This window comes from Westiellopsis prolifica IICB1 (assembly GCF_004323185.1).
Taxonomy (GTDB): Bacteria; Cyanobacteriota; Cyanobacteriia; order Cyanobacteriales; family Nostocaceae; genus Pelatocladus; species Pelatocladus prolificus_A.
Genome location: NZ_NAPS01000001.1, coordinates 625,451 through 644,535, shown reverse-complemented (window position 1 = coordinate 644,535; position 19,085 = coordinate 625,451). Strand labels below are relative to the sequence as shown.

Annotated in this window: 14 protein-coding genes; 4 read left to right on the top strand and 10 right to left on the bottom strand. The window is 39.0% G+C overall.

Annotated features, from left to right (window positions below):
* Nucleotides 1–58 precede the first annotated feature (58 nt).
* The 4 genes from B4U84_RS02750 to B4U84_RS02735 all read right to left on the bottom strand — a co-directional run bounded on the left by B4U84_RS02750 (nt 59) and on the right by B4U84_RS02735 (nt 6,046).
* Nucleotides 59–1,189 carry an alpha/beta fold hydrolase gene (locus B4U84_RS02750; protein ID WP_131115411.1) on the bottom strand — a complete coding sequence of 377 codons (1,131 nt, stop codon included), beginning with the start codon at nt 1,187–1,189 and terminating at the stop codon, nt 59–61.
* Nucleotides 1,190–1,317: 128 nt separating this feature from the next.
* Nucleotides 1,318–2,280, bottom strand: coding sequence for an NAD-dependent epimerase/dehydratase family protein (locus B4U84_RS02745; RefSeq protein WP_131115409.1), 963 nt, complete (start codon nt 2,278–2,280; stop codon nt 1,318–1,320).
* A 158-nt stretch (nt 2,281–2,438) separates the two neighbouring features.
* A complete protein-coding gene (locus B4U84_RS02740; protein WP_131118681.1) occupies nt 2,439–3,503 on the bottom strand; it encodes a DUF6765 family protein in 1,065 nt (354 codons plus the stop codon).
* Nucleotides 3,504–3,715: 212 nt separating this feature from the next.
* Nucleotides 3,716–6,046 carry a GMC family oxidoreductase N-terminal domain-containing protein gene (locus tag B4U84_RS02735; protein WP_131115407.1) on the bottom strand — a complete coding sequence of 777 codons (2,331 nt, stop codon included), beginning with the start codon at nt 6,044–6,046 and terminating at the stop codon, nt 3,716–3,718.
* Between the two features lie 1,287 nt (nt 6,047–7,333).
* Between B4U84_RS02735 and ssuC the strand changes: the two genes are divergently transcribed.
* The 4 genes from ssuC (at nt 7,334) to B4U84_RS02715 (ending at nt 12,176) form a co-directional block, all read left to right on the top strand.
* Nucleotides 7,334–8,116 (top strand): aliphatic sulfonate ABC transporter permease SsuC, encoded by a 783-nt coding sequence (gene ssuC / locus B4U84_RS02730; protein ID WP_044453078.1) that lies wholly within the window; start codon nt 7,334–7,336, stop codon nt 8,114–8,116.
* A 25-nt stretch (nt 8,117–8,141) separates the two neighbouring features.
* Nucleotides 8,142–8,945, top strand: a complete 804-nt coding sequence (locus tag B4U84_RS02725) for an ATP-binding cassette domain-containing protein (RefSeq protein WP_131115405.1) — start codon at nt 8,142–8,144, stop codon at nt 8,943–8,945.
* 102 nt (nt 8,946–9,047) lie between these two features.
* Complete coding sequence (locus tag B4U84_RS02720; RefSeq protein WP_131115402.1) at nt 9,048–10,112, top strand: aliphatic sulfonate ABC transporter substrate-binding protein; 1,065 nt, start codon at nt 9,048–9,050, stop codon at nt 10,110–10,112.
* 873 nt (nt 10,113–10,985) lie between these two features.
* Nucleotides 10,986–12,176: a PstS family phosphate ABC transporter substrate-binding protein gene (locus B4U84_RS02715; RefSeq protein ID WP_131115400.1), complete on the top strand. Its 1,191-nt coding sequence runs from the start codon at nt 10,986–10,988 to the stop codon at nt 12,174–12,176.
* A gap of 16 nt (nt 12,177–12,192) precedes the next feature.
* Here B4U84_RS02715 and B4U84_RS02710 read toward each other — a convergent pair whose 3' ends face one another.
* From B4U84_RS02710 to B4U84_RS02685, 6 genes are all read right to left on the bottom strand, one after another.
* On the bottom strand, nt 12,193–12,963 hold the full coding sequence (locus B4U84_RS02710) for a class I SAM-dependent methyltransferase (protein ID WP_026082003.1): 771 nt from the start codon (nt 12,961–12,963) through the stop codon (nt 12,193–12,195).
* A 39-nt stretch (nt 12,964–13,002) separates the two neighbouring features.
* Nucleotides 13,003–14,622: an iron uptake porin gene (locus B4U84_RS02705; protein WP_131115398.1), complete on the bottom strand. Its 1,620-nt coding sequence runs from the start codon at nt 14,620–14,622 to the stop codon at nt 13,003–13,005.
* Between the two features lie 394 nt (nt 14,623–15,016).
* Nucleotides 15,017–15,928 (bottom strand): alpha/beta fold hydrolase, encoded by a 912-nt coding sequence (locus B4U84_RS02700; RefSeq protein WP_131115396.1) that lies wholly within the window; start codon nt 15,926–15,928, stop codon nt 15,017–15,019.
* Nucleotides 15,929–15,949: 21 nt separating this feature from the next.
* Entirely contained in the window at nt 15,950–16,777 is an 828-nt protein-coding gene (locus tag B4U84_RS02695; RefSeq protein WP_017311789.1) for an SDR family oxidoreductase, read from the bottom strand.
* A gap of 28 nt (nt 16,778–16,805) precedes the next feature.
* The gene (locus tag B4U84_RS02690; protein ID WP_131115393.1) at nt 16,806–17,651 is read right to left on the bottom strand and encodes a pentapeptide repeat-containing protein; all 846 of its coding nucleotides are present in this window, start codon (nt 17,649–17,651) and stop codon (nt 16,806–16,808) included.
* 512 nt (nt 17,652–18,163) lie between these two features.
* Nucleotides 18,164–18,655 (bottom strand): hypothetical protein, encoded by a 492-nt coding sequence (locus B4U84_RS02685; RefSeq protein WP_131115391.1) that lies wholly within the window; start codon nt 18,653–18,655, stop codon nt 18,164–18,166.
* Between the last annotated feature and the right edge of the window lie 430 nt (nt 18,656–19,085).

Below are 19,085 nucleotides of genomic sequence, written 5' to 3'. Positions count from 1 at the left end.
CAATGCCCAATGCCCGATGCCCGATGCCCCATGCCCAATGCCCAATGCCCGATGAGTCTTATCCAGCTGCTACTGTGTTTTGATTGATATATTTCGACCGTTGCTTGTTTAAAAATTGCAGCAGTCTAGGAAAGATATCGACGTGGACATTTTTACCCATGAATACGTCTTGATGTCCATAACCAGGAAATACGTGAAGTTCGTGTCTACCTGGGACAATTTGCTCAAGTCTTTGGTGACAGACAATATTAGAATCAGTAAATACATGATTGCGATCGCCCGTCATGAATAAAACAGGAGTTTCGATTTCTCTTGCATACTCAAAATAATTATTCGGTAGGCGATCATATTTAGGATTATTTGGCTCAAACTTGACTGCTGTATTGTTGTTTTTCACCATTTTGCGGACATGGCGATAGTAATGTAACCCGTTTCCGCCGTACAAATCGCCGCCTCGACGATGGGTAACATCATGAAGATTTTCATGGCTATACAAAGCAGGCCAGCCAGTTCCCCACATTAAACTCAACATGTGGCAAGCTGGGACATCACATTCATGGTGAAATGCTGAAACAGCTTGAGAGAAAATTTTACCTTTTGTCAAACCTGGATCTTCACTCCAGCGTGGGTTTATATAAGGAATTCCCAAAACATATTCGACTAAGAAAGGTGCAAAAGTTAATTTAACTTGCGACCATTTAGGCACACGTGGAGTCAATGCCACACTATTAGCAATCACGCTGGAAATACCCGTGACAGCTTTGGCAAATAGACTCATGACAAAGGATACAGAACCTAGACAATGACAGATCACATGGATACGGCGATCGCCTATGTGTTCGCGCATCTTCGCGATCGCCGCCGGATGATCAAACAGCGCAATATCATCCATGTTGTAACGATGCATTTGTAAATTATAGGAATGTCTATTGCTCATCCGATAATCTAAAGTCCAAACATCACCAAACCCTTTGTCCAACAAATACTGCACGAGATTGTAATGTTCAGGCATGATAAACATATCAGTTGATGTAGTCAAACCATGAATAATCAAAACTACATCATCAGAAGTTGCACGTTGGAAGCGTAACATACTCAGTCCCAACATATCTTCTGTAGAAAAGTGATGTGTAGAAACTTCTGCATTCTTCACACCTTCTAAAGTATAAAGTGGTATTTCACGTTTCATAAATTTACCTCAATCTAAGTTTTTAGTCTGGGCTACCCTGCGGGAACTGCGAAGCAGTACAGTCTTCCAAAATCATCTATAACTCTGTTCTATTTATTAATATTTATTGTCGTGATCACCACTAATTACTAACCATTCATCATCTCTTGTAGTCCCCTTTCTCTTGTAACAATCGGTTTATAATCCAACTCCCGTTTAACTTTAGAAATATTGTATTTTCTCGGCATAGCCACAAAAGAAATTTCAAAACGAGAAAGAGGAGGTACGGTTTTAATATTGAATAATTTCCAAATTGCTTCTATTACACTTGCCAAAGGATTAACAATAAAACTTGGCAAATTAGTATTTGGAGGATTAATTCCACTAATTTTGAAAAGTTTAGTAAAGTAATCTCTCACAGTAATTGGTTCATCATCAGTAACTATATATATTTCTTTATTTTCTCCTTTGACACAAGCTAAAGATATTGCTTCTACTAGATTATCAACGTGAACTGTCTCAATTACGCATTTACCGTTATCTATCCATAAAAATTGTCCAGACTTAACTTTTTGGGCTAATGTTTGGGGAGTTTTATCACCCTTGCCCCAAATATAAGTAGGACGCAGGATCATGCATGTCATACTTGTAGAAAAATGCAAAACTTCTTCTTCAGCTAATTTTTTAGCTTTGCCATAATAAGAATTAGGTTCTGCTGGATAAGGATATGTTTCATCTATATCAATTAAAGGAGAAACATCCTGTAAAACTGATTCGGAGCTAATATAGATGAATCTTTTCACATTCATCCGACTAGCACTAATTAATAAGTTTTTTGTAGCCAGAGTAATTTCTTGATAAAACTTATCCCAAGAACCCCAAAATTCAACTGGTGCGGCGCAATGAATCACAATATCTTGTCCTAAAAGTTGCGCTTCCCATTCGTTAATATTGTCTAAATTACCTTTGATAACTTTTGCGCCTAACTGCTCAATTGTTTTCTGTGCAGAATCAGATCTAGCTAAAGCTATAACATTGTGATTATCATTAATTAAACGTTTGATTAATCTTTTGCCAAGAAAGCCTGAACCACCTGTGACAAAAATATTCATAAATAACCTCGATTATAAATAATTAAGCGGGGTCATCCGATTTTGGATTTTGGATTTATTCCACAGATAAATCTGGAGGCTTGTACCATCAAGGAATGGTTGATGATTTGTCATTTGTTATTCTCCTTCTTTCTCCACATCTTTATGAATTTAAAGTATCAGGCAACACAAATACTATACATAGGTAATAATTCGTGGACTATGTAAAAGTGATGTGCTTGTAAAGCATCGTGAAATAGTTTCCAATCACTGGCTAAAAAGGTGGTGTGATAGGAAAAAATTTCGTTAACTCGGTCTATCTCTGCTTCTGTACCAAGGGCTTGGTATTTCCAAGAATTTTTGCCTTTGGGAATATAAGTGACATATTCTTTACCAAAACTAAATTTACCTTGAGCGATCGCCTCCAACCATTCTTTGTGTCTAAAATCACTTTTATTTACCGTAATATTTTTGAGCATAGAAGCTATTGTATGCCGATCAGATTCTGGTAGACCTGGTACATCTGCATCTGGATTACCTGCTATATAACGTTGCATAGCTTTACACATATGCTCTGCTGCTTCCAGAAAATCTTTCGGATTGTCTCTGGTAATTTTCTCGCCTCGTCCATTGGTGTAACCCCAACGCAAGTAAGGTTTGTCTGGATGACTCAAAACTGCACCGTGTCCGAGGGGTAAAGCTTCACTGACACAATAGTTTTTGAGACGATCCATTAGACTGCGATCGGGATTACCATGTTCATCAACTAGCTTTTTCGCTTCATTAACTCGATGATTGACACCCGCAAACCCCTGATGCGCCCAAGTATCTACATATACATGCATTGTGATTCCCAGGCGATGCAGTCCATAGATAGAATCGCGGCGACGAATGCATTCGCGAACCATATCCTGAGCTATGTAACTGTTGGGACGACAAATGAGCTTGTCAATAAAGCTACCTGTAATATTTTCTTCTGCTTTTTTCCCGCCATTTCCAGGTAGAAAATGAAAGGGAATCCAAACACGATTATTTGCTAATTCCTTAAAGTTACGGTAGTCAAGCATTTTGTGTGCCGAACTCATGCGGCTAAACAGCGCACCGTTATCAAAGCGGATCAATCCAGCATTCGTAGCATCATCTACGTATTGAGCGCAATATGCAACGATACTAGCCGCTTGATGTTCAAATCCGGCGAGTCGTGCGACTACATAAGTAACACCATGATGAAAGTCGATTTGCATATATAGTTTAGTTGTTGGTTGTTGACTCAGATCTTGCACAAATATTTTTTACCCCACCCTAACCCTCCCCGAAATCAGTGAGGGAACTAAATCTTCCCCCAGTGAACGGGGCGATTGAGGGGGGTTTTTAGGATTCATGCAAGAGGTCTATTGTTGGTTGTTGGCACTAACAACCAATAAAGAACTAAATACCACTAACCACTCACTTTTTCTTAAACGTAAATTTTAGTTAAGGTACCAGCAAAGAAGCGACTAAAGCGATCTATTGCTTGTAGTTGTTCCCAACGGGTTTTGGCATTAATGACTTTTAAAGTGGTCATTTGTTTAATGAAATCTACAGGTTTAATTTTGAGAATACCTTTACCAATTACAGGATTTTTGTTGCTGTCACCTTCATAAACAGTGACGTAGAGAGTGGTGGTGTCAGCCCAGACATCGAAACCCGGATCATCGTGAATTTGCTTAAAGCCTTCAAAATAGTAGGTTTGCCCGTTTTCTGCGGTCATGTACATGCCATAGCACATCTTACGGGTTTGGGGGTGATCTTCTGCTTCAATGAATAAGTTAAAATCACCCTTGGTTACTGTCAGTGGATCTGTAGAAATTACGGGGGCTGTGACTGTACCAAGGATTTTAGCAGGGTGCTGAGGATCGTTGAGCAATAACTCTAAATCATCAGCAATGACTGTCACGGTAAACTCTAGAGGCGATGCATCTTTTTTACCTTGTTGTGCTGCTTTTTGATAATCATCTTTGATTTTGGTAGAGAAGAAACCACGCATCTTTTCTGTGAACTGAATTCCAACTTTGGCTGTGGGTGTGGGGTTTGTTGGTGCTGGTGCAGAAGAGAGATCATAGTTAATTGTCCAACCCCGATCTTTAGCAATTAAAGCGCAGCAACGTTCAGCGACAGCCGAAATAGTTAGTAGCGGATTAACTCCTAGTGTGCGAGGTATTACTGAACCATCAGCAACGTACAAATTTTCGTAGACATTTGTACCCTGTTGGCTAGAAAATACTTGTCCTTTGTGGTTAACTACACCATGTTCAGCATCTTCTGCTAAAATACAGCCACCCAAAGGATGAACGGTAATTAAGTCGTGACCAAACACATTAGTCCAAATCGGGTTTGGAATTTGCGTACCACCTAAAGGACGGGTTGCTTCTTCTAGGCGATCGTTGACTCTTTGAAAGATGGGTTGTTTACCTACGTTTTCCCACTCGATACTAAGACGATCATTTTCTAAGTACATCCGTCCGGCTGCATCATCATGAGTCATGACTAAGTAAGTCTGGGTGTTGCGGACTGCACCGGTGTAAGCGCCGTGAGTTAAACTTTCTGCTTCTCTGAGTTTTTCTTGTAAGCGATCGCCTATACCTTGATCAGTATCTTCACCCAATATTTTACCAGCCGCTGCAAAGCTACTCGGCAAGATTGGAGCAAGTGCGCCAGGGATGGAACCTTCTTCGATCACCATACCGTTGTCTAAGATGGGCTGTTGACGCATATCCACAATTCCAGTAATGCAAGGCCCTACAGGTTCCTGTTCGTTAGCAGAGCGATCGCCAAAGCCAACACCATTAATTACATGTTCGGTATTATATCCAAAAGCCAAAACATCACCGTTACCTGTAAAGTAGTGTCCTAGCTGATCAGATACAGTCAAACCTTTGGCTTGAGAACGTAATAAAATTTCTGTAGACCCCAAGGTACCCGCCGCCAGAATTACCATATCAGCACTGATAAACATCGTCGGCGCGTTGAATTTATCCTGTCCTGTGTTCATTAATTGGTAGTGAACCAACCAACGATTTTCTTGCCGTTCTAAATAACGCACTGATACTTGCGTATATATCTCTGCACCATGATTCTTAGCATCGGGCAGATAATTCATCAGTACAGTATTTTTGGCTTTATGATTACAACCAGAGACGCAATCACCACAGAGATTACAAGCCTTCTGTTCTACACCGACGTGATTTACCCCATCTTTAAAATTAACGTTAATTGGTGGTCTATAAAATTTCTCATTTAAGTATTGAGCAGATTTCTCTAAAGCTTGTAATTTCTGTATGTGTGGCAAATTTTGAGGATAAGGAGTTGGTTTGAGCATTTCTTCGGCACGCCGATATCCTTGTGCCAATAAAGTATCTACATCATCACGCAAACCTTTTGGCCAGCGGGTATCTGCAAAAACACGGGGTTCCGCTTGCAAAGAGACGTTAGCATTAACTAATGATGTGCCACCCAAACCACAACCTACGAAAACATTAATATCTTTATTAATATGAAAATCATACAAACCTGTGGGTGAACCAATCTGTTTACCACTAGGTAAGTCCACCTGCATTTCTTTGATTGCTTCTTTTGGTTGATTTGGATATTCCCCAGGTTGAAACTCTTTACCTCTTTCAAGAACACACACCTGTTGTCCAGCACGGGCGAGACGTGAAGCTGCAATTCCACCCCCATATCCAGAACCAATTACTACTACTGTGTAGTGATTTTTGATGTTTTCAATAGGACTTGATAAACGAGTCATGCTATATATTCCCCTGGCACAGCGAAATTTACTACATTAGCCCCAACAAAGACATAAGGAAGCCAAAAATTTGTGAAACGCTGATTTGAGATTGCTGGGTTATTGTGTACTTCAACAACACAAAAAGCGGTTCCGCAAAATTTGCAAATGTACATATTTACAAGTTCAGCAATTGTGAGCAAAAAATAATTTGTATTTATGGCATGGCAAATTAATACTCAGTTGCGTTTCAACAGAAAAGCAAAGGTACAGCCTGGGAATGTAAAATATCACATCAGATATTGAATGATTGATGTATTGTTGTTGTCTATTTAACTCAGCTTGAGGAAAATTAGTCCTTGTCAACCAAAGAAATTATTACCTATAAAATTGAGCTAAAAATCACAACAATAAGGTTTTTGGAGTATGTGTTAACACTAAAAACGAGTTTGATATCAATTAAAATTAGTATAAATACAAACAATATTTTAGAAAATAATTTTAAGTATTTCTTTACGATAACCAAACAAATCATCAAGGATCAAACATGGGATCATCTGATCAAAAAATGGATTTGGTTACTGTTGGCGATCGCCTGAACAAGAATTTGTGGGTTTAAGTAGTGAGGCGGGTTTTTCGCTCAAATTTCACAGATGCGATCGCCAAGTCACTAGCACTGAGAGTAAGTAGGTCGATGCAAATTGTAGAGACGCTTCAAACAGCTCGTCTGGTACGAGTTGGGGTCGTCATTTGTCCTACTCTACCTTGAAGCCCATGAGCGCGTCTATGTCCTATGTCATTGGTAAGGGTTTCAACTATATTTAAATTTCGTAATATAGTTTTATTTATTCCCACCGACTTACTTATATTACTGATAATGCTCACTAAATCAGGCTTAAAAAAATTTACACACTTCTGCGACATCTAACCCTGAAATTAATCGAGTATATGGTAAGTTTCTTAATGAAGAAGTTAATTTAATGTGAAAATAAAGCGATTAATTTTTGGAGGAGTGATGGAAAATAAAGTACAAAAAACCAGGAAATTACAGTACAAGTATGTGATTTTTCGTCAACATAATCCTGTTTATGATATGTTAGCTAGAGGTAGAGCAAATTATTTTACCTAACTGGTAGTCAAAATCATCACTTTAATAATATTCATATATTTTTCTTATGTATAAATTTATTCACATTTTCTTAAGCTACAAAAGATAATCAAATTTAAAATACTGTAAAATACGGCTTCATCTCAGTCAATGCCTCTTGGATTTCAAAATTTTCAATCTGGCAAATTAAAGATTAAGAAATGAAAGCTAAACACCTTCATCAATATCTACATGCATTTTCTCCTTGGGTTGTACCGATTATCTTAATAGTGATTTGGCAATTACTTGTGCAATTTGGTTGGGTTTCAACAAGAATTTTGCCTGCTCCAATTGATGTTGTTCTGGCTGGAATTCGTCTGACTAGCACAGGCGAACTACCCTATCATTTTGGCGTTAGTACGCAACGGGCATTTATTGGCTTTTCTATAGGCGGTAGTATCGCTTTCATTTTAGGATTAATAAATGGCATTATTCCCTTAGCTGAAAAGCTGTTGGATACATCTATTCAAATGTTACGTAATATTCCTAGTCTAGCCTTGATTCCCTTAGTTATAGTATGGTTTGGGATTGGGGAAGAAGCTAAAATATTTTTGGTTTCTTTAGGTGTATTATTTCCTATATACATAAATACTTTTCATGGCATTCGTACTGTAGATCCAGGATTAATAGAAATGGGGAAAGTGTATGGGCTGAATAGTTGGTCTTTGTTTTGGCAAATCATTCTCCCCGGTGCTATGCCTTCTATTTTGATTGGTGTGCGTTATGCCTTAGGAGTAATGTGGCTGATTTTGATAGCTGCGGAATCAATTACCTTTGATTCTGGTATTGGTTACATGGCCATGAATGCTCGTGAATTCATGCAAACAGACGTCGTAGTTTTGAGTATTTTGCTATATGCGTTGTTGGGTAAGTTAGCAGATGTATCTGCAAGATTTTTAGAAAAAAAACTGCTGTCTTGGCATCCTGGATATCAGCAAATCTAAGCTAAAGCTTTGAGGAGATTTGACGGTGCATAAACTAAAAAGCATAGGAGTAGACCTGAAGATATTAGGTCTGAATAAAAGCTTTGGAAATATTGACGTATTGCGGAGATTGAATATAGAAATAGCAAGGGGCGAATTTGTGGCAATTGTCGGCCGTAGTGGCTGCGGTAAAAGTACATTGTTGCGGCTAGTAGCAGGATTGGAACGTCCATGTAGCGGAAGTATATTGCTAGATGAAAAGCCCTTGTACAAGCTCAATCCAGAAATACGAATGATGTTTCAGGATGCTCGTCTTTTGATGTGGAAACGAGTTTTAGAAAATGTGAGTTTGGGATTGAAGCAAAACTGGCGACACAAGGCGCATTGGGCTTTAGAACAAGTAGGATTAGCTGACCGTGCTTTTGATTGGCCCAGGGTACTTTCTGGAGGAGAACGCCAACGGGTTGCACTAGCTAGAGCATTGGTAAGTGAACCGCGTTTACTTTTATTAGATGAGCCTTTGGGCGCTCTGGATGCTTTAACTCGAATCGAAATGCAACAACTGATTGAGAAGATTTGGCAGCAAGAAGGATTTACTGCTTTATTGATTACTCATGATGTGGAAGAAGCTGTCACTTTGGCAGATAGAGTTCTTTTGATTGAAGAAGGTAGAGTGGCGATGGATTGGGCGATCGCTCTGAATCGTCCTCGTCAGCGTGGAAATGCTGCTTTTGCAACCCTCGTAGAGCAAATCTTACAGCGAGTCTTGAATACAAAAACCAATTCTCAAAAGTCGGAACCACAACAGTATGCATTGGGCAAATCAGCGATCGCCAACATCCACCCTTGAGAAATCAAATCAATACAAATTATTTAGCGATCGCCAAAACTAATTCAAAAACGAATTGCTCCCTAAAGTTTAACCATCGCAGTTTTGTCATGGAATTTAGACATGAATATTTTCATTTTCTTGAAGCGATTATCTTTTTTGAAAAAATTCTTTCAGCAATTTTTTAGAGTCAAAATTTTTGCACTGCTATTCACGGTCGGCTTGTGCATGACTTTAGGATTTTCTGGTTGCACTTCCAACACTCAAAATTCTTCTGCCAATTCTGCAAATAATACACAATCTACAGCCAAAGTCGTGCGTATTGGCTATGTAAAAAGTGGAACTCTTGCTTTGGTGAAGCAACAAGGTACTTTAGAAAAACGCCTATCTCCCAATGGAATTACTGTCAAGTGGACAGAGTTTCCTCACCCTCTTCCCTCTTTTCAAGCCATGAATGCAGGTAATATGGACTTTACCCATGCATCCGATGGACCACCTATATTTGCTCAATCTGCTGGTGTACCATTGGTATATCTTGCCAGTACTCCGCCGAGTCCAGAAAGTCTAGCAATTTTAGTTCATCAAGATTCCCCAATTAAAACCGTCACTGATCTCAAAGGTAAAAAAATTGCCTTTAATAAAGGTTCAACTTCTAGTTTTCTAGTGATGCGAGCCTTGGAACAGCAAGGTATGCAATTCTCTGACATTCAGCCAACTTACCTTAGTGGTGTTGACGCCCGTGCAGCCTTTGAAGGAAGAAATGTTGATGCTTGGGCGACTCAAGACCCATCTTTCGCTGCTGTTCAAAATGAGGGAGGAGCGCGGATCTTGAAAGATGGTAAAGGTTTAGTAACAGCACGGGAATATTATTTTGCATCACGAGACTTTGCTAACACCAATCCCCAGATCATCCAGGAAATTATCGACGAAATTGAAAAGACGGGAAACTGGGCAAAAGATCATCCTCGCCAAGTTGCTGAATTACTTTCACCGAAGATGGGAGTCGATGTTACCACACTAGAACTTTCAGAAACCAGGCGAAAACGCTACGGTATAAAACCGATCAATAATGAAGTTGTTTCTGAACAACAAAAACTTGCTGATAACTTATTGCGTATGAAGCTAATTACTAAACCAGTCAAAGTAGCAGATGCTGTTTGGCAACCTCAAAATGAAAGTAGTAAGTAAGTCGGCACAAAAATTGTTTCATCTATAAATAACATCTTGCACCAGCAATCAGCCGTAAAATAAATTTTCGGCTCAAAGCTTAAACCCATTTTAATGGGTTATACCAATTCGCAATTCGCAAGTCGCAAGTAAGAAAATTAGATGCAGCCTGGTTTTAGGGGTTTGGATCTGTTGCTTGATTTTGGAGAATTGGTATTAAAACCTTAGTCATACCAATTTCCTTTAAATAAAAGTGAAACATATTTTTTTGTACCAGACGTGCCATGGCACGTCTGGTACATGATTTATGTGTATCGCGATTAACGTGAAATGGTATCAGTCGGTTTTGAACCGACTTTAGCTTTAAGCCCAAATTTTAATTTCGGGCTAGGTGCAAGATATTAAGATAAGTAAGATAAAAGTATTTGGATAAATATTTTTATCTTACTTATTATGTTGTCTTAACTATAGAAAACGTTAAAGCATTTGTAAAAAACGTTTGAATGTTTATTATGATACTTTGATAATTCATAATAAAGGTTAAAGACTTTCTTGAAAAACTTTATTTTTTATTATAAATGAACCAATATTCACACAAACGTAAAAGCGATCGCAAATAAAGATTAAATCATAGCGTCTACAAACCAATTTGTGGCTAAAAGAGTGGCTGCTCCTAGATTTATACAACCAGACTTTTTGCAGAGATTGGGAAGAGGTAAAAGGGCAAAGGTCAAATAAAAAGGGAAAAATTTGAAAAAGAAGAGAAAAAGGAAAGAAAAATTACTTTCTCTTTACCTTTTACTCTTTATCCTTTACTCTACCCTACGGGAGAATTTCGACACTCTCACTCATTATGGCTACTGAGGTTTATACATACGCTTCCCAGGAGGTTTGATGAATACTGGTGAATCTAACACTAAAGAAAACTCTAACGAATCTAACGGATCTAATAATCGGGGAACAGTAATCTGCGGTTGGTGTTCCTATGATGCCAATCCTGTAGGGGCGAAACACTGTCAAAATTGTGGCAAACCTCTTGTGATTACTTATGCACCTAGCAACGATGGGGTTCGCAAATTAAAACTCGCCCCTGGTATAGGTTGGTTAGCTCTGGCTGTAGTCTTGTTGCTGGTAGGTGGGGGAAGTTACTTTTTATGGCAGCAATTGCAAGTTTTAACGACTAGTAGCAGTTTGAATAACTCTCCAGATAAGGCTTCTTCAGACATTAAACTCTACAACTCCATGAAAGAAGTCCCAAATGTGCCAGAGGGAACATTCAACTATGGTGGTGCCAAGATCGTAGCAACTCTTACTGCTCAGGGTACACACAAGGCGATGATGCAGGCTCATCCAAATTTTCACCTACGCTACACTGAGCCTGCCAATAATAGTAGTCCAAGTTCAAGTGTTGGTATCTCCATGCTACTTAATGGGGAAGTGAGCTTTGCTTTGTCCGGTAAAGCATTTGAGGACGATGATTACAACAAGGCAAAAGAACGGGGTTTTAATTTGCAGGCTGTGCCAATTGCGCTCGACGGAATGAGCTTCTATACTCATCCAGATTTGCCCATTCCTGGACTTTCTGTGCAGCAACTCCAAGGAATTTATACAGGTCAAATAACTAACTGGAAAGAGGTTGGAGGACCTGATCTGCCGATCACAATTGTTTATCTCAAAAAGGCCACTGCTGTAACAATGGTTTTGGGAATAGAAAACAATAGCCTCACTTCCAAAATGGAGTATGTGCGGGATAACACTACAGCTTTTCGTAAAGTAGCCGCAACTCCAGGTGCGATCAGTTTTGCTTCAGCCACACACATTATCAATCAGAGGTCTATTCACTCCCTCGCCGTTGCTCCCAATAATAGCAACGAATATGTACCAGTGATCACTAGCGATCGCCGTATCAATGTCAAAGCTCTACAAGATAACACTTACCCCCTAAGTAGGCGTGTGTTTGTTTTGATTCGCCGGGATAACACACCTGACCAAGCTGCTGGAGTCGCATACGCTAACCAACTGCTATCCAAGGAAGGACAGCAGTTTATTAAGAAAGCTGGCTTAGTCCCGATCCGTGCAGATTAATAAATTAAACTATCACCTACTCATTGACTGGTTCCGCTAGATGGACAATGGTGCGATAAATTAAGCTAACCATACCATGCTCATTGCAGTGGCGCTCATGTAAATCTTGCAAGCTAGAAATCAGTTGTTGGTGTGCAAGTCCTTGACGCGGAACCGTGGAATAACTCATCGCATTTCCAATTAGTCCAGTTAAATCTACCTCTCGTCTGTGGTCAAAAGTATATTGGCGGATATTGACAAAATGGGGACTATTGATCAATGGTTCCACTGATCCAAAACAAGCTTCTGGTGGATGATTTTCGGAAGATGCGTGCAGAAGTCGGACATATTCCCCAGTAAACTGATCATTTTTCAAGCGATTGTTAGCTAGCACTGCTAGCCTTCCTGATGCTTTCAAAATCCGGCGAAATTCCAATAAACTTACCTCGTGATTAAACCATTGAAAAGCTGAACAACAAGTAACTACATCAACAGATGCATCTGGTAGATTAGTAGACTCTGCTGTCGCATCACGGAATTCAATCAAGGGATGAGGTATGGCTGCTTTTCTCATCGCAGCGTTGGGTTCTATTGCTAGGACACGCACTCCCCTTTGGGCAAACAATTGGGAGGCTACTCCAGGGCCTGCACCAATATCGGCTAAAATCAGTTCCTGTGGTGGTGCTAACCCTGCCAAGATAGCATCTATGGCTGAGGGAGGATAACTTCCTCGATATTTCACATAATCCTCTGCTCTATCAGAGAATCGAGTCAGAGGATTCATTGTATGTAGAGGCGTTACCTCCATAAGTCTGACCTCATAAACAATTTGAAATGAGAACCAACATTAGAACTTAAAGGTAGTCCGAATAGTACCTACAAAAATGCTGTCGTTGTTGTCATTGTGTTCTGGATTGGTAATTACAAATACACCAGGGGTAATAGAAATATTATCTGTGATTTGGAGGCGATAAAAACCTTCTATATGTAAAGAGGTGTCCCGATCCTCCGTTTGGCTGCTGGATATGACTTTTGGCGGCATACCAAAGACAATACCACCTAAATTTCCTTCTCCCCCTAAATCAGGAAAAGCTAAAGTCACAGCATAGTTTAAGATATCTGCATCATCATCACTGACTTCTGACTGTGCTAACGAGTAGCCAGCCCAACCAGCAATGATAAATTTCGGGCTAATTCGCCAGTTGGTTTCCAAGCCAAAGGTATCTGCGGAAGTCGCAACATTACCAAATGGTCTACGGGCATTTTCACTACCTGTACTACTGGTAATATTGACGCCAGTATTGCCATTGTCAGTGTTGTAGGAGCGAATATAAGTCAGGCTGACATCAAAACTTTTAATTGGCTGAAATATTAGTTGTGCTAAAGCACTGTAGTTACCATCAAAAAGCCCATTGCTATTAGTTGGATCTGCGGCATCACTAGCCTTATAGGCTAAAGTAAGACTTGTATTTTTACTGACACCATAGGTTAACCCTAAGGCTGATCCACTTGCAATAGATCGATAGATAGGGTTATATCGACCAAAGCGAGAAATACTACCGCTACTACTGCTTTGAAAGGGACTCAGGGTTTGGACAAGATCATCCAAATTACCTTTAACAGGGGCAACTATGAATTTTAATTTATCTCCTACTGGGAATTTGTAGTAAAGTTCAGAAATCCCGACATCGTTATCTTCATCTCCATCAAAACCTAAACGAGTCATCCTCGTACCTGTCACATTATTTTGAAACTCAGTAACGTTTCTGGCTTGCAAACGGGTTCGCAGACGATCTTTACCACTAAAGCTAGTGTCAAGAGTTAAACGCACACGGTCGGCGAGGATGATGTTATCTTCTAAGTCTGGGTTGTCATCAGAATTATTGTTGTTATCGGCTGCTTCATCACCAAATACACCTGCAAGAGCAAAAATCACTTCTCCAGTGAGTTTTGTGGTGGTAGAGAATTGATTTGCTTCTAATTGGGCGGTTCTAGCTTCTAAAGTATCCACGCGATCGCGCAGTGTTGCAAGTTCTGCTGAAAACTCTTCTTGCAGTTTTTGTAGTGTGGCTAAATCTTCTTTTGTCACCAGAGAAGCTGTAGCAGTAGCGATTAATTCGTTCACCCGATCCAAACAAGCATTCAAACCAGCAGCAAACTCGTATCGTGTCATCGGGCGATCGCCTCGATACGTACCATTTGGATAGCCAGCTATACAACCATAACGTTCGACTAATGATTGTAATGCTTGGAATGCCCAATCATTTGGTTGGACATCAGAAAGTTGGGAAACCGAGTTTACCTGTGCTAATTTATTTGAGGAAAATTCAGTCTCCGCAATTGATTCAGGCTGAATTTGAAATTCTGCTTGGGCTTGTTGTGCCACCGTTACAGATGGTACAACAAAGGCTGATAGCAGAACTACTGGACTGAGAAGAAAAGAAAGAAAATAAGTGTTGAATGACACTGCCTCACACCTAAACTAAAGAAGACTAAGAGAAAACCAAAAAAATGATCAAACGGGTTTTTTTCAATACAATAAAAAGCTGTTTTTTGGAATTTTTTCACCAAAAAACAGCAATTACAAGCAAATGTTTACATAAATTTACTTTTAAAAATAAATTTTGCTTTATTTTATTTAATAATTTGGTAGTGAAACAACTAGTGTGAAGGGTTTGTAGTGAGCGATTTATCGCTCAATTTCAAGAGCTAAAGCCCTAATTACAAACTTTCGCAACTTATCAAAACTAATGCGATAAACCACTAGTCATTCCTTTCCATTCTAAGAAATATATTAATAATGACTATATGTCTCTGCATCGTTATTATTTGCATTCCTTTGTTTTGATAGAGTTATAGACTCAATCAAATTCATTGATAAACGGTGATATTACCTTCACAAATTCAGCCGTGGACTCATATGGTAAAACATTGCGACCAGGAATTTTTATTCCACGACCTTGAGGTAAAGCTGCAAGATAATCTGATAACCATGCATCTGGTTCAAGTTTTTTACCTTCTTTAGCAATACTCGATATATTTTCACCGAGAACAACTAATGTAGGTTGATTGATTGCTGCGATCGCACTACCATAGTTTTGTAACCAAAATCCTGCTAAAAATGAAAACACAGCATAGCGACTAGTAGTATTTTCTGCACCGACACACAAAGTATTTAACCATTCTGAATCAACATCTTCTTGAGAATCAAAAAGTTGTTTGGTTGAGAAATCACGCAAAAATTTTTCTCTGCGGGCGTAGCGATAAAAAACATTACCTAAAGGTGAATCTAACAGATTCCAAATTAATTTCGCTTGCCATTTTGGTAATTCTTTTGTGATCAATGGCCAAGCTGGAGGAGATGCTAATACTAATCCCGCTACTAAATTTGGTTCTTTGTTAACTAATTGAATTGCAACTGCAAATAAAGCTCCTTGGACTACAACAATTACAGGTTTTTGTACAACGGTTTTCACAAAATGTTGTAATTGTTCTGCCCAATCACTGGGATTATAAGCAATATGAGGCTGTTCACTTTCACCACAACCTAGTAAATCAGGATTATATATTAAATTAGGCTGTTGTTGTTCTTCCCATTCCTGACAAAACCTTTGCCAAAATTGCCGCGATAAACCTACACCAATGGGATGAATTAATAGCAGAGGTATACTATTTGCTGGGGAATTAATCGATTGATGAACTGTGTAAGCACAACGGTAATTTTGCCAAGTGTAAAACTGTGTAGGGAATTCTGTTTGCTGTTGAGTAATCATAATATTTTATTACTTTAATAATCAGCTAAAAATCATCTGGGGATGAATCAACTCATATCCTGCTTCTTTGATTTTTCTATTTGATATCTTGGCATTATATGGGCGCTTGCTACTTAAGGAAGAATCCCATGCAACTTTAGGCAGATTATGTATTTCACACACACGATCAGATATTTCTCTAGTTGTAAGATCGTCATTGTCAACAAGATTGTAAATCCCTTGTAAACGATGACGACGAGCAAACTCTACAGCAGCAGTAATATCATCAAGATGAATCCAATTTGCTGGTTCTTCACCATTTCCAGGACGAGTTGTACCAGCAATTCGGCTATATATTTTTACTAGTTCTCGACCAGGGCCATAAATTCCTCCTAAACGTAAGATACACACACGCAGATGCTCACTAGATCCTGAAAGTAATTCTTGCTCAGTTTTAGAGAGAATTTCGCTATTGGGAGTTGTGGGTGCAACCTCTGTTTCTTCATCTACTAATGCACCATTTTGTTCACCATATACAGAACAACTACTGGTATATATTAGATGTTGAATACTAGGAATTTGCTTGAGAACTGAAACTAAAGTCTGAGCAGTTTCTAAATAACTTTGTTCATAAGTATTCAAACTTTTTGCACCAACACTTAAAAGGACAACATCTTGATTTTTTAAAACTGATTTTAGCTTCTCAGAATCATTACCGTTTACTACTACAACTCGTTGAGCGATAGTTTCTAGTTCTGCAACTCGTTCAGCAGTGGTTGTGGTTGCAGTGACAATAAAACCCCGTTCTTGCTGCCAAAATTTAGCAACTTTAGAGCCTATATAACCACAACCAATAATTGTTATATTCATATTTTTGTTAGAGTAAGTCGGTACATTATCAGTCGTGAACATTGCCATCGGGCATAATCGCACCACTGAGGTTAGCACCAATCAATTTTACAAGTAAGCGATCGCCAGAACGAACACGCGCCCCTGTCAAGTCAGCACCCCGCAAATCAGCCCCACTCAAGTCAGCACCAATCAAGTTAGCATTTCGGAGATTGGCTTCTCGCAAATCTGCCAAAAGTAAGTTGGCTCTAAATAAATTGGCTTCAGATAAATCCGCACCTCTGAGGATGACTTTGTGCATAAAAGTATCACTGAGATTAGCACCGCTCAAGTTGGCGTAACTCATGTTTCTGCTAGATAAGTCTTTATTGCTTAAATTGGCGCTGCTGAAATCTTGACCACTCAAGTCTGGGTTTTGCTTGGGTGGTTCGTAGTTTGGTGATTGAGGGTTTGTTGAAGAATACGTAGTTTGTGGTTGTGGCTTTTTCGGTGGGGGTGATTGGTGGGTTTGATGGGATTGATGGGTTTGATGGGTTTGATGAGATTGATGGGATTGATTCGGTTGATGAGTTTGATGGGATTGATTCGGTTGATGAGTTTGATGGGATTGATTCGGTTGATGAGATTGATTCGGTTGACGAGATTGACGGGATTGATAGGAGTGATGAGAATGATGGGGAACTTGATGCTTGGTTTTGAGAGAGCGTAATTGTTCTCTAGCCTCGTTAATTTCTTGTAACTTTTTGATCGCCTTTTCTCTCAGACGCTGGTTATCTAAGGGGATGCGATCGGGATGCCAAATAAAAGCCAAATCTTTGTAAGCCTGGTTCACTTCCTCTAAAGTCGCTCCAGGCTCCAACTCTAATACCCGATAATACCGCTCCAGCTCTCTCATAAGACGTATTGGTGATAATCAACTTAATTATGAGTGATGCAACCAACTATCAGCTAAATTCTTTATCTATTGTTTCTACTATTGGGAATATTTCAGCTAAAGTTCTTAGTTTTTCCGTTGCTTTTGCTACGGTTAGAGCAATACGTTATTGCTCTGCTCTGATAGGATTGTCTAAAAATTGTAACAATTGTTTTAACTGCTCAACTTGATAATCAATTTTTTGTAATGGCTGATTTACCTGCATCACATGCTCAATAATTGGCTTTTTACGTAATATTACTTTTTCAAAATCAAAAGTTTGTAAGTTTTGATACAGTTTATTAGACGATTACTTTTTTGTTAGTTGGTTATAGATCCCCGACTTATTTAAGAAGTCGGGGATCTGAATAAAATCAATGTGGTGGAGTACCAGTTGCAGTATCGGGATAGGGAAACTTCAAACTCTTGTTACCAAGTTCAACCTGGTAACGAGAATAAGAGCCAGGAGCATTTGTTGAGAGTACATCTATAATTTAACGACCGATTAAACGTTGTCGCAGAGCGCGTAAATATGCCCTGACTGGAATTTGATAAATTTCAATTAAAAGCCAAACAATAATTGTGAAATGTGAGATAAAAGTTAATACTGTCCAGATGTATGGAACCCAAGATAAAGGGGCGTATGGATGTGGCGGAAAAATGTAAGCAACTGTCCCAATTAAAGCGGTGGGTAGAAGTATAAACGCGATTGCCGCTACCACATAACTCCAACCAAATTCAACCCCTTCTAAATGAGCTTCTGTCCAGTTGAAGCCATTCCAACGCCAAATTAAAGGAGGTTGTCTCGAAGGCAAAACTAATTGCTGTTGTTCTAAATTAACAGTGAAAATCTGATGGCAAAAATCACAAGACATTGCTTCCATCAATGGCATATTACTAATCTTGCCAACATGACAAACAGGGCATGAATAAACTCCTTTATAGTCAAATGATGTGGCTAAAATGTTGGTTTTGGAGCTAGGCATAATACAATCACTAGAATTCAGCCGAAAATAAATCAAAATAGCTAGTCCTTGGGTTTTTTGGTTATTGTGTGTTGGGTATTAATTATTTCGCTGTACTAGTGGTTCATCGTATTAATTGTGAGGGGCAAGAGATCCCAAACTTATTCAAAAAGTTGGGGATTTGAAGACCCGCGATCAAAATTAATGGGACAGACCACTAGTTACTGTATAAATGAAAAGTTTTGCAATCCTACCCATTATTAACTACTAACCACTAATTACTAACTATTAACCATTTAATGTAGCTAATTGCTGTTAATTTATATTGGCACACTAACACAGGCATCTTGAATTTATCAGAGAGATATGTATAACAACAATTCGCTTAACATGTACATTAAGCCGTAGTCTTAAACCCCAGCTTTGTAATGAGTCTATCGTTTTTTGGACA

Excerpts from the sequence above, each read along its gene's own strand:
- B4U84_RS02750 (WP_131115411.1), bottom strand. The coding sequence starts at position 1,189 with ATGAAACGTGAAATACCACTTTATACTTTAGAAGGTGTGAAGAATGCA.
- B4U84_RS02745 (WP_131115409.1), bottom strand. The coding sequence starts at position 2,280 with ATGAATATTTTTGTCACAGGTGGTTCAGGCTTTCTTGGCAAAAGATTA.
- B4U84_RS02740 (WP_131118681.1), bottom strand. The coding sequence starts at position 3,503 with ATGCAAATCGACTTTCATCATGGTGTTACTTATGTAGTCGCACGACTC.
- B4U84_RS02735 (WP_131115407.1), bottom strand. The coding sequence starts at position 6,046 with ATGACTCGTTTATCAAGTCCTATTGAAAACATCAAAAATCACTACACA.
- ssuC (WP_044453078.1), top strand. The coding sequence starts at position 7,334 with ATGAAAGCTAAACACCTTCATCAATATCTACATGCATTTTCTCCTTGG.
- B4U84_RS02720 (WP_131115402.1), top strand. The coding sequence starts at position 9,048 with ATGAATATTTTCATTTTCTTGAAGCGATTATCTTTTTTGAAAAAATTC.
- B4U84_RS02715 (WP_131115400.1), top strand. The coding sequence starts at position 10,986 with ATGAATACTGGTGAATCTAACACTAAAGAAAACTCTAACGAATCTAAC.
- B4U84_RS02710 (WP_026082003.1), bottom strand. The coding sequence starts at position 12,963 with ATGGAGGTAACGCCTCTACATACAATGAATCCTCTGACTCGATTCTCT.
- B4U84_RS02700 (WP_131115396.1), bottom strand. The coding sequence starts at position 15,928 with ATGATTACTCAACAGCAAACAGAATTCCCTACACAGTTTTACACTTGG.
- B4U84_RS02695 (WP_017311789.1), bottom strand. The coding sequence starts at position 16,777 with ATGAATATAACAATTATTGGTTGTGGTTATATAGGCTCTAAAGTTGCT.
- B4U84_RS02690 (WP_131115393.1), bottom strand. The coding sequence starts at position 17,651 with ATGAGAGAGCTGGAGCGGTATTATCGGGTATTAGAGTTGGAGCCTGGA.
- B4U84_RS02685 (WP_131115391.1), bottom strand. The coding sequence starts at position 18,655 with ATGCCTAGCTCCAAAACCAACATTTTAGCCACATCATTTGACTATAAA.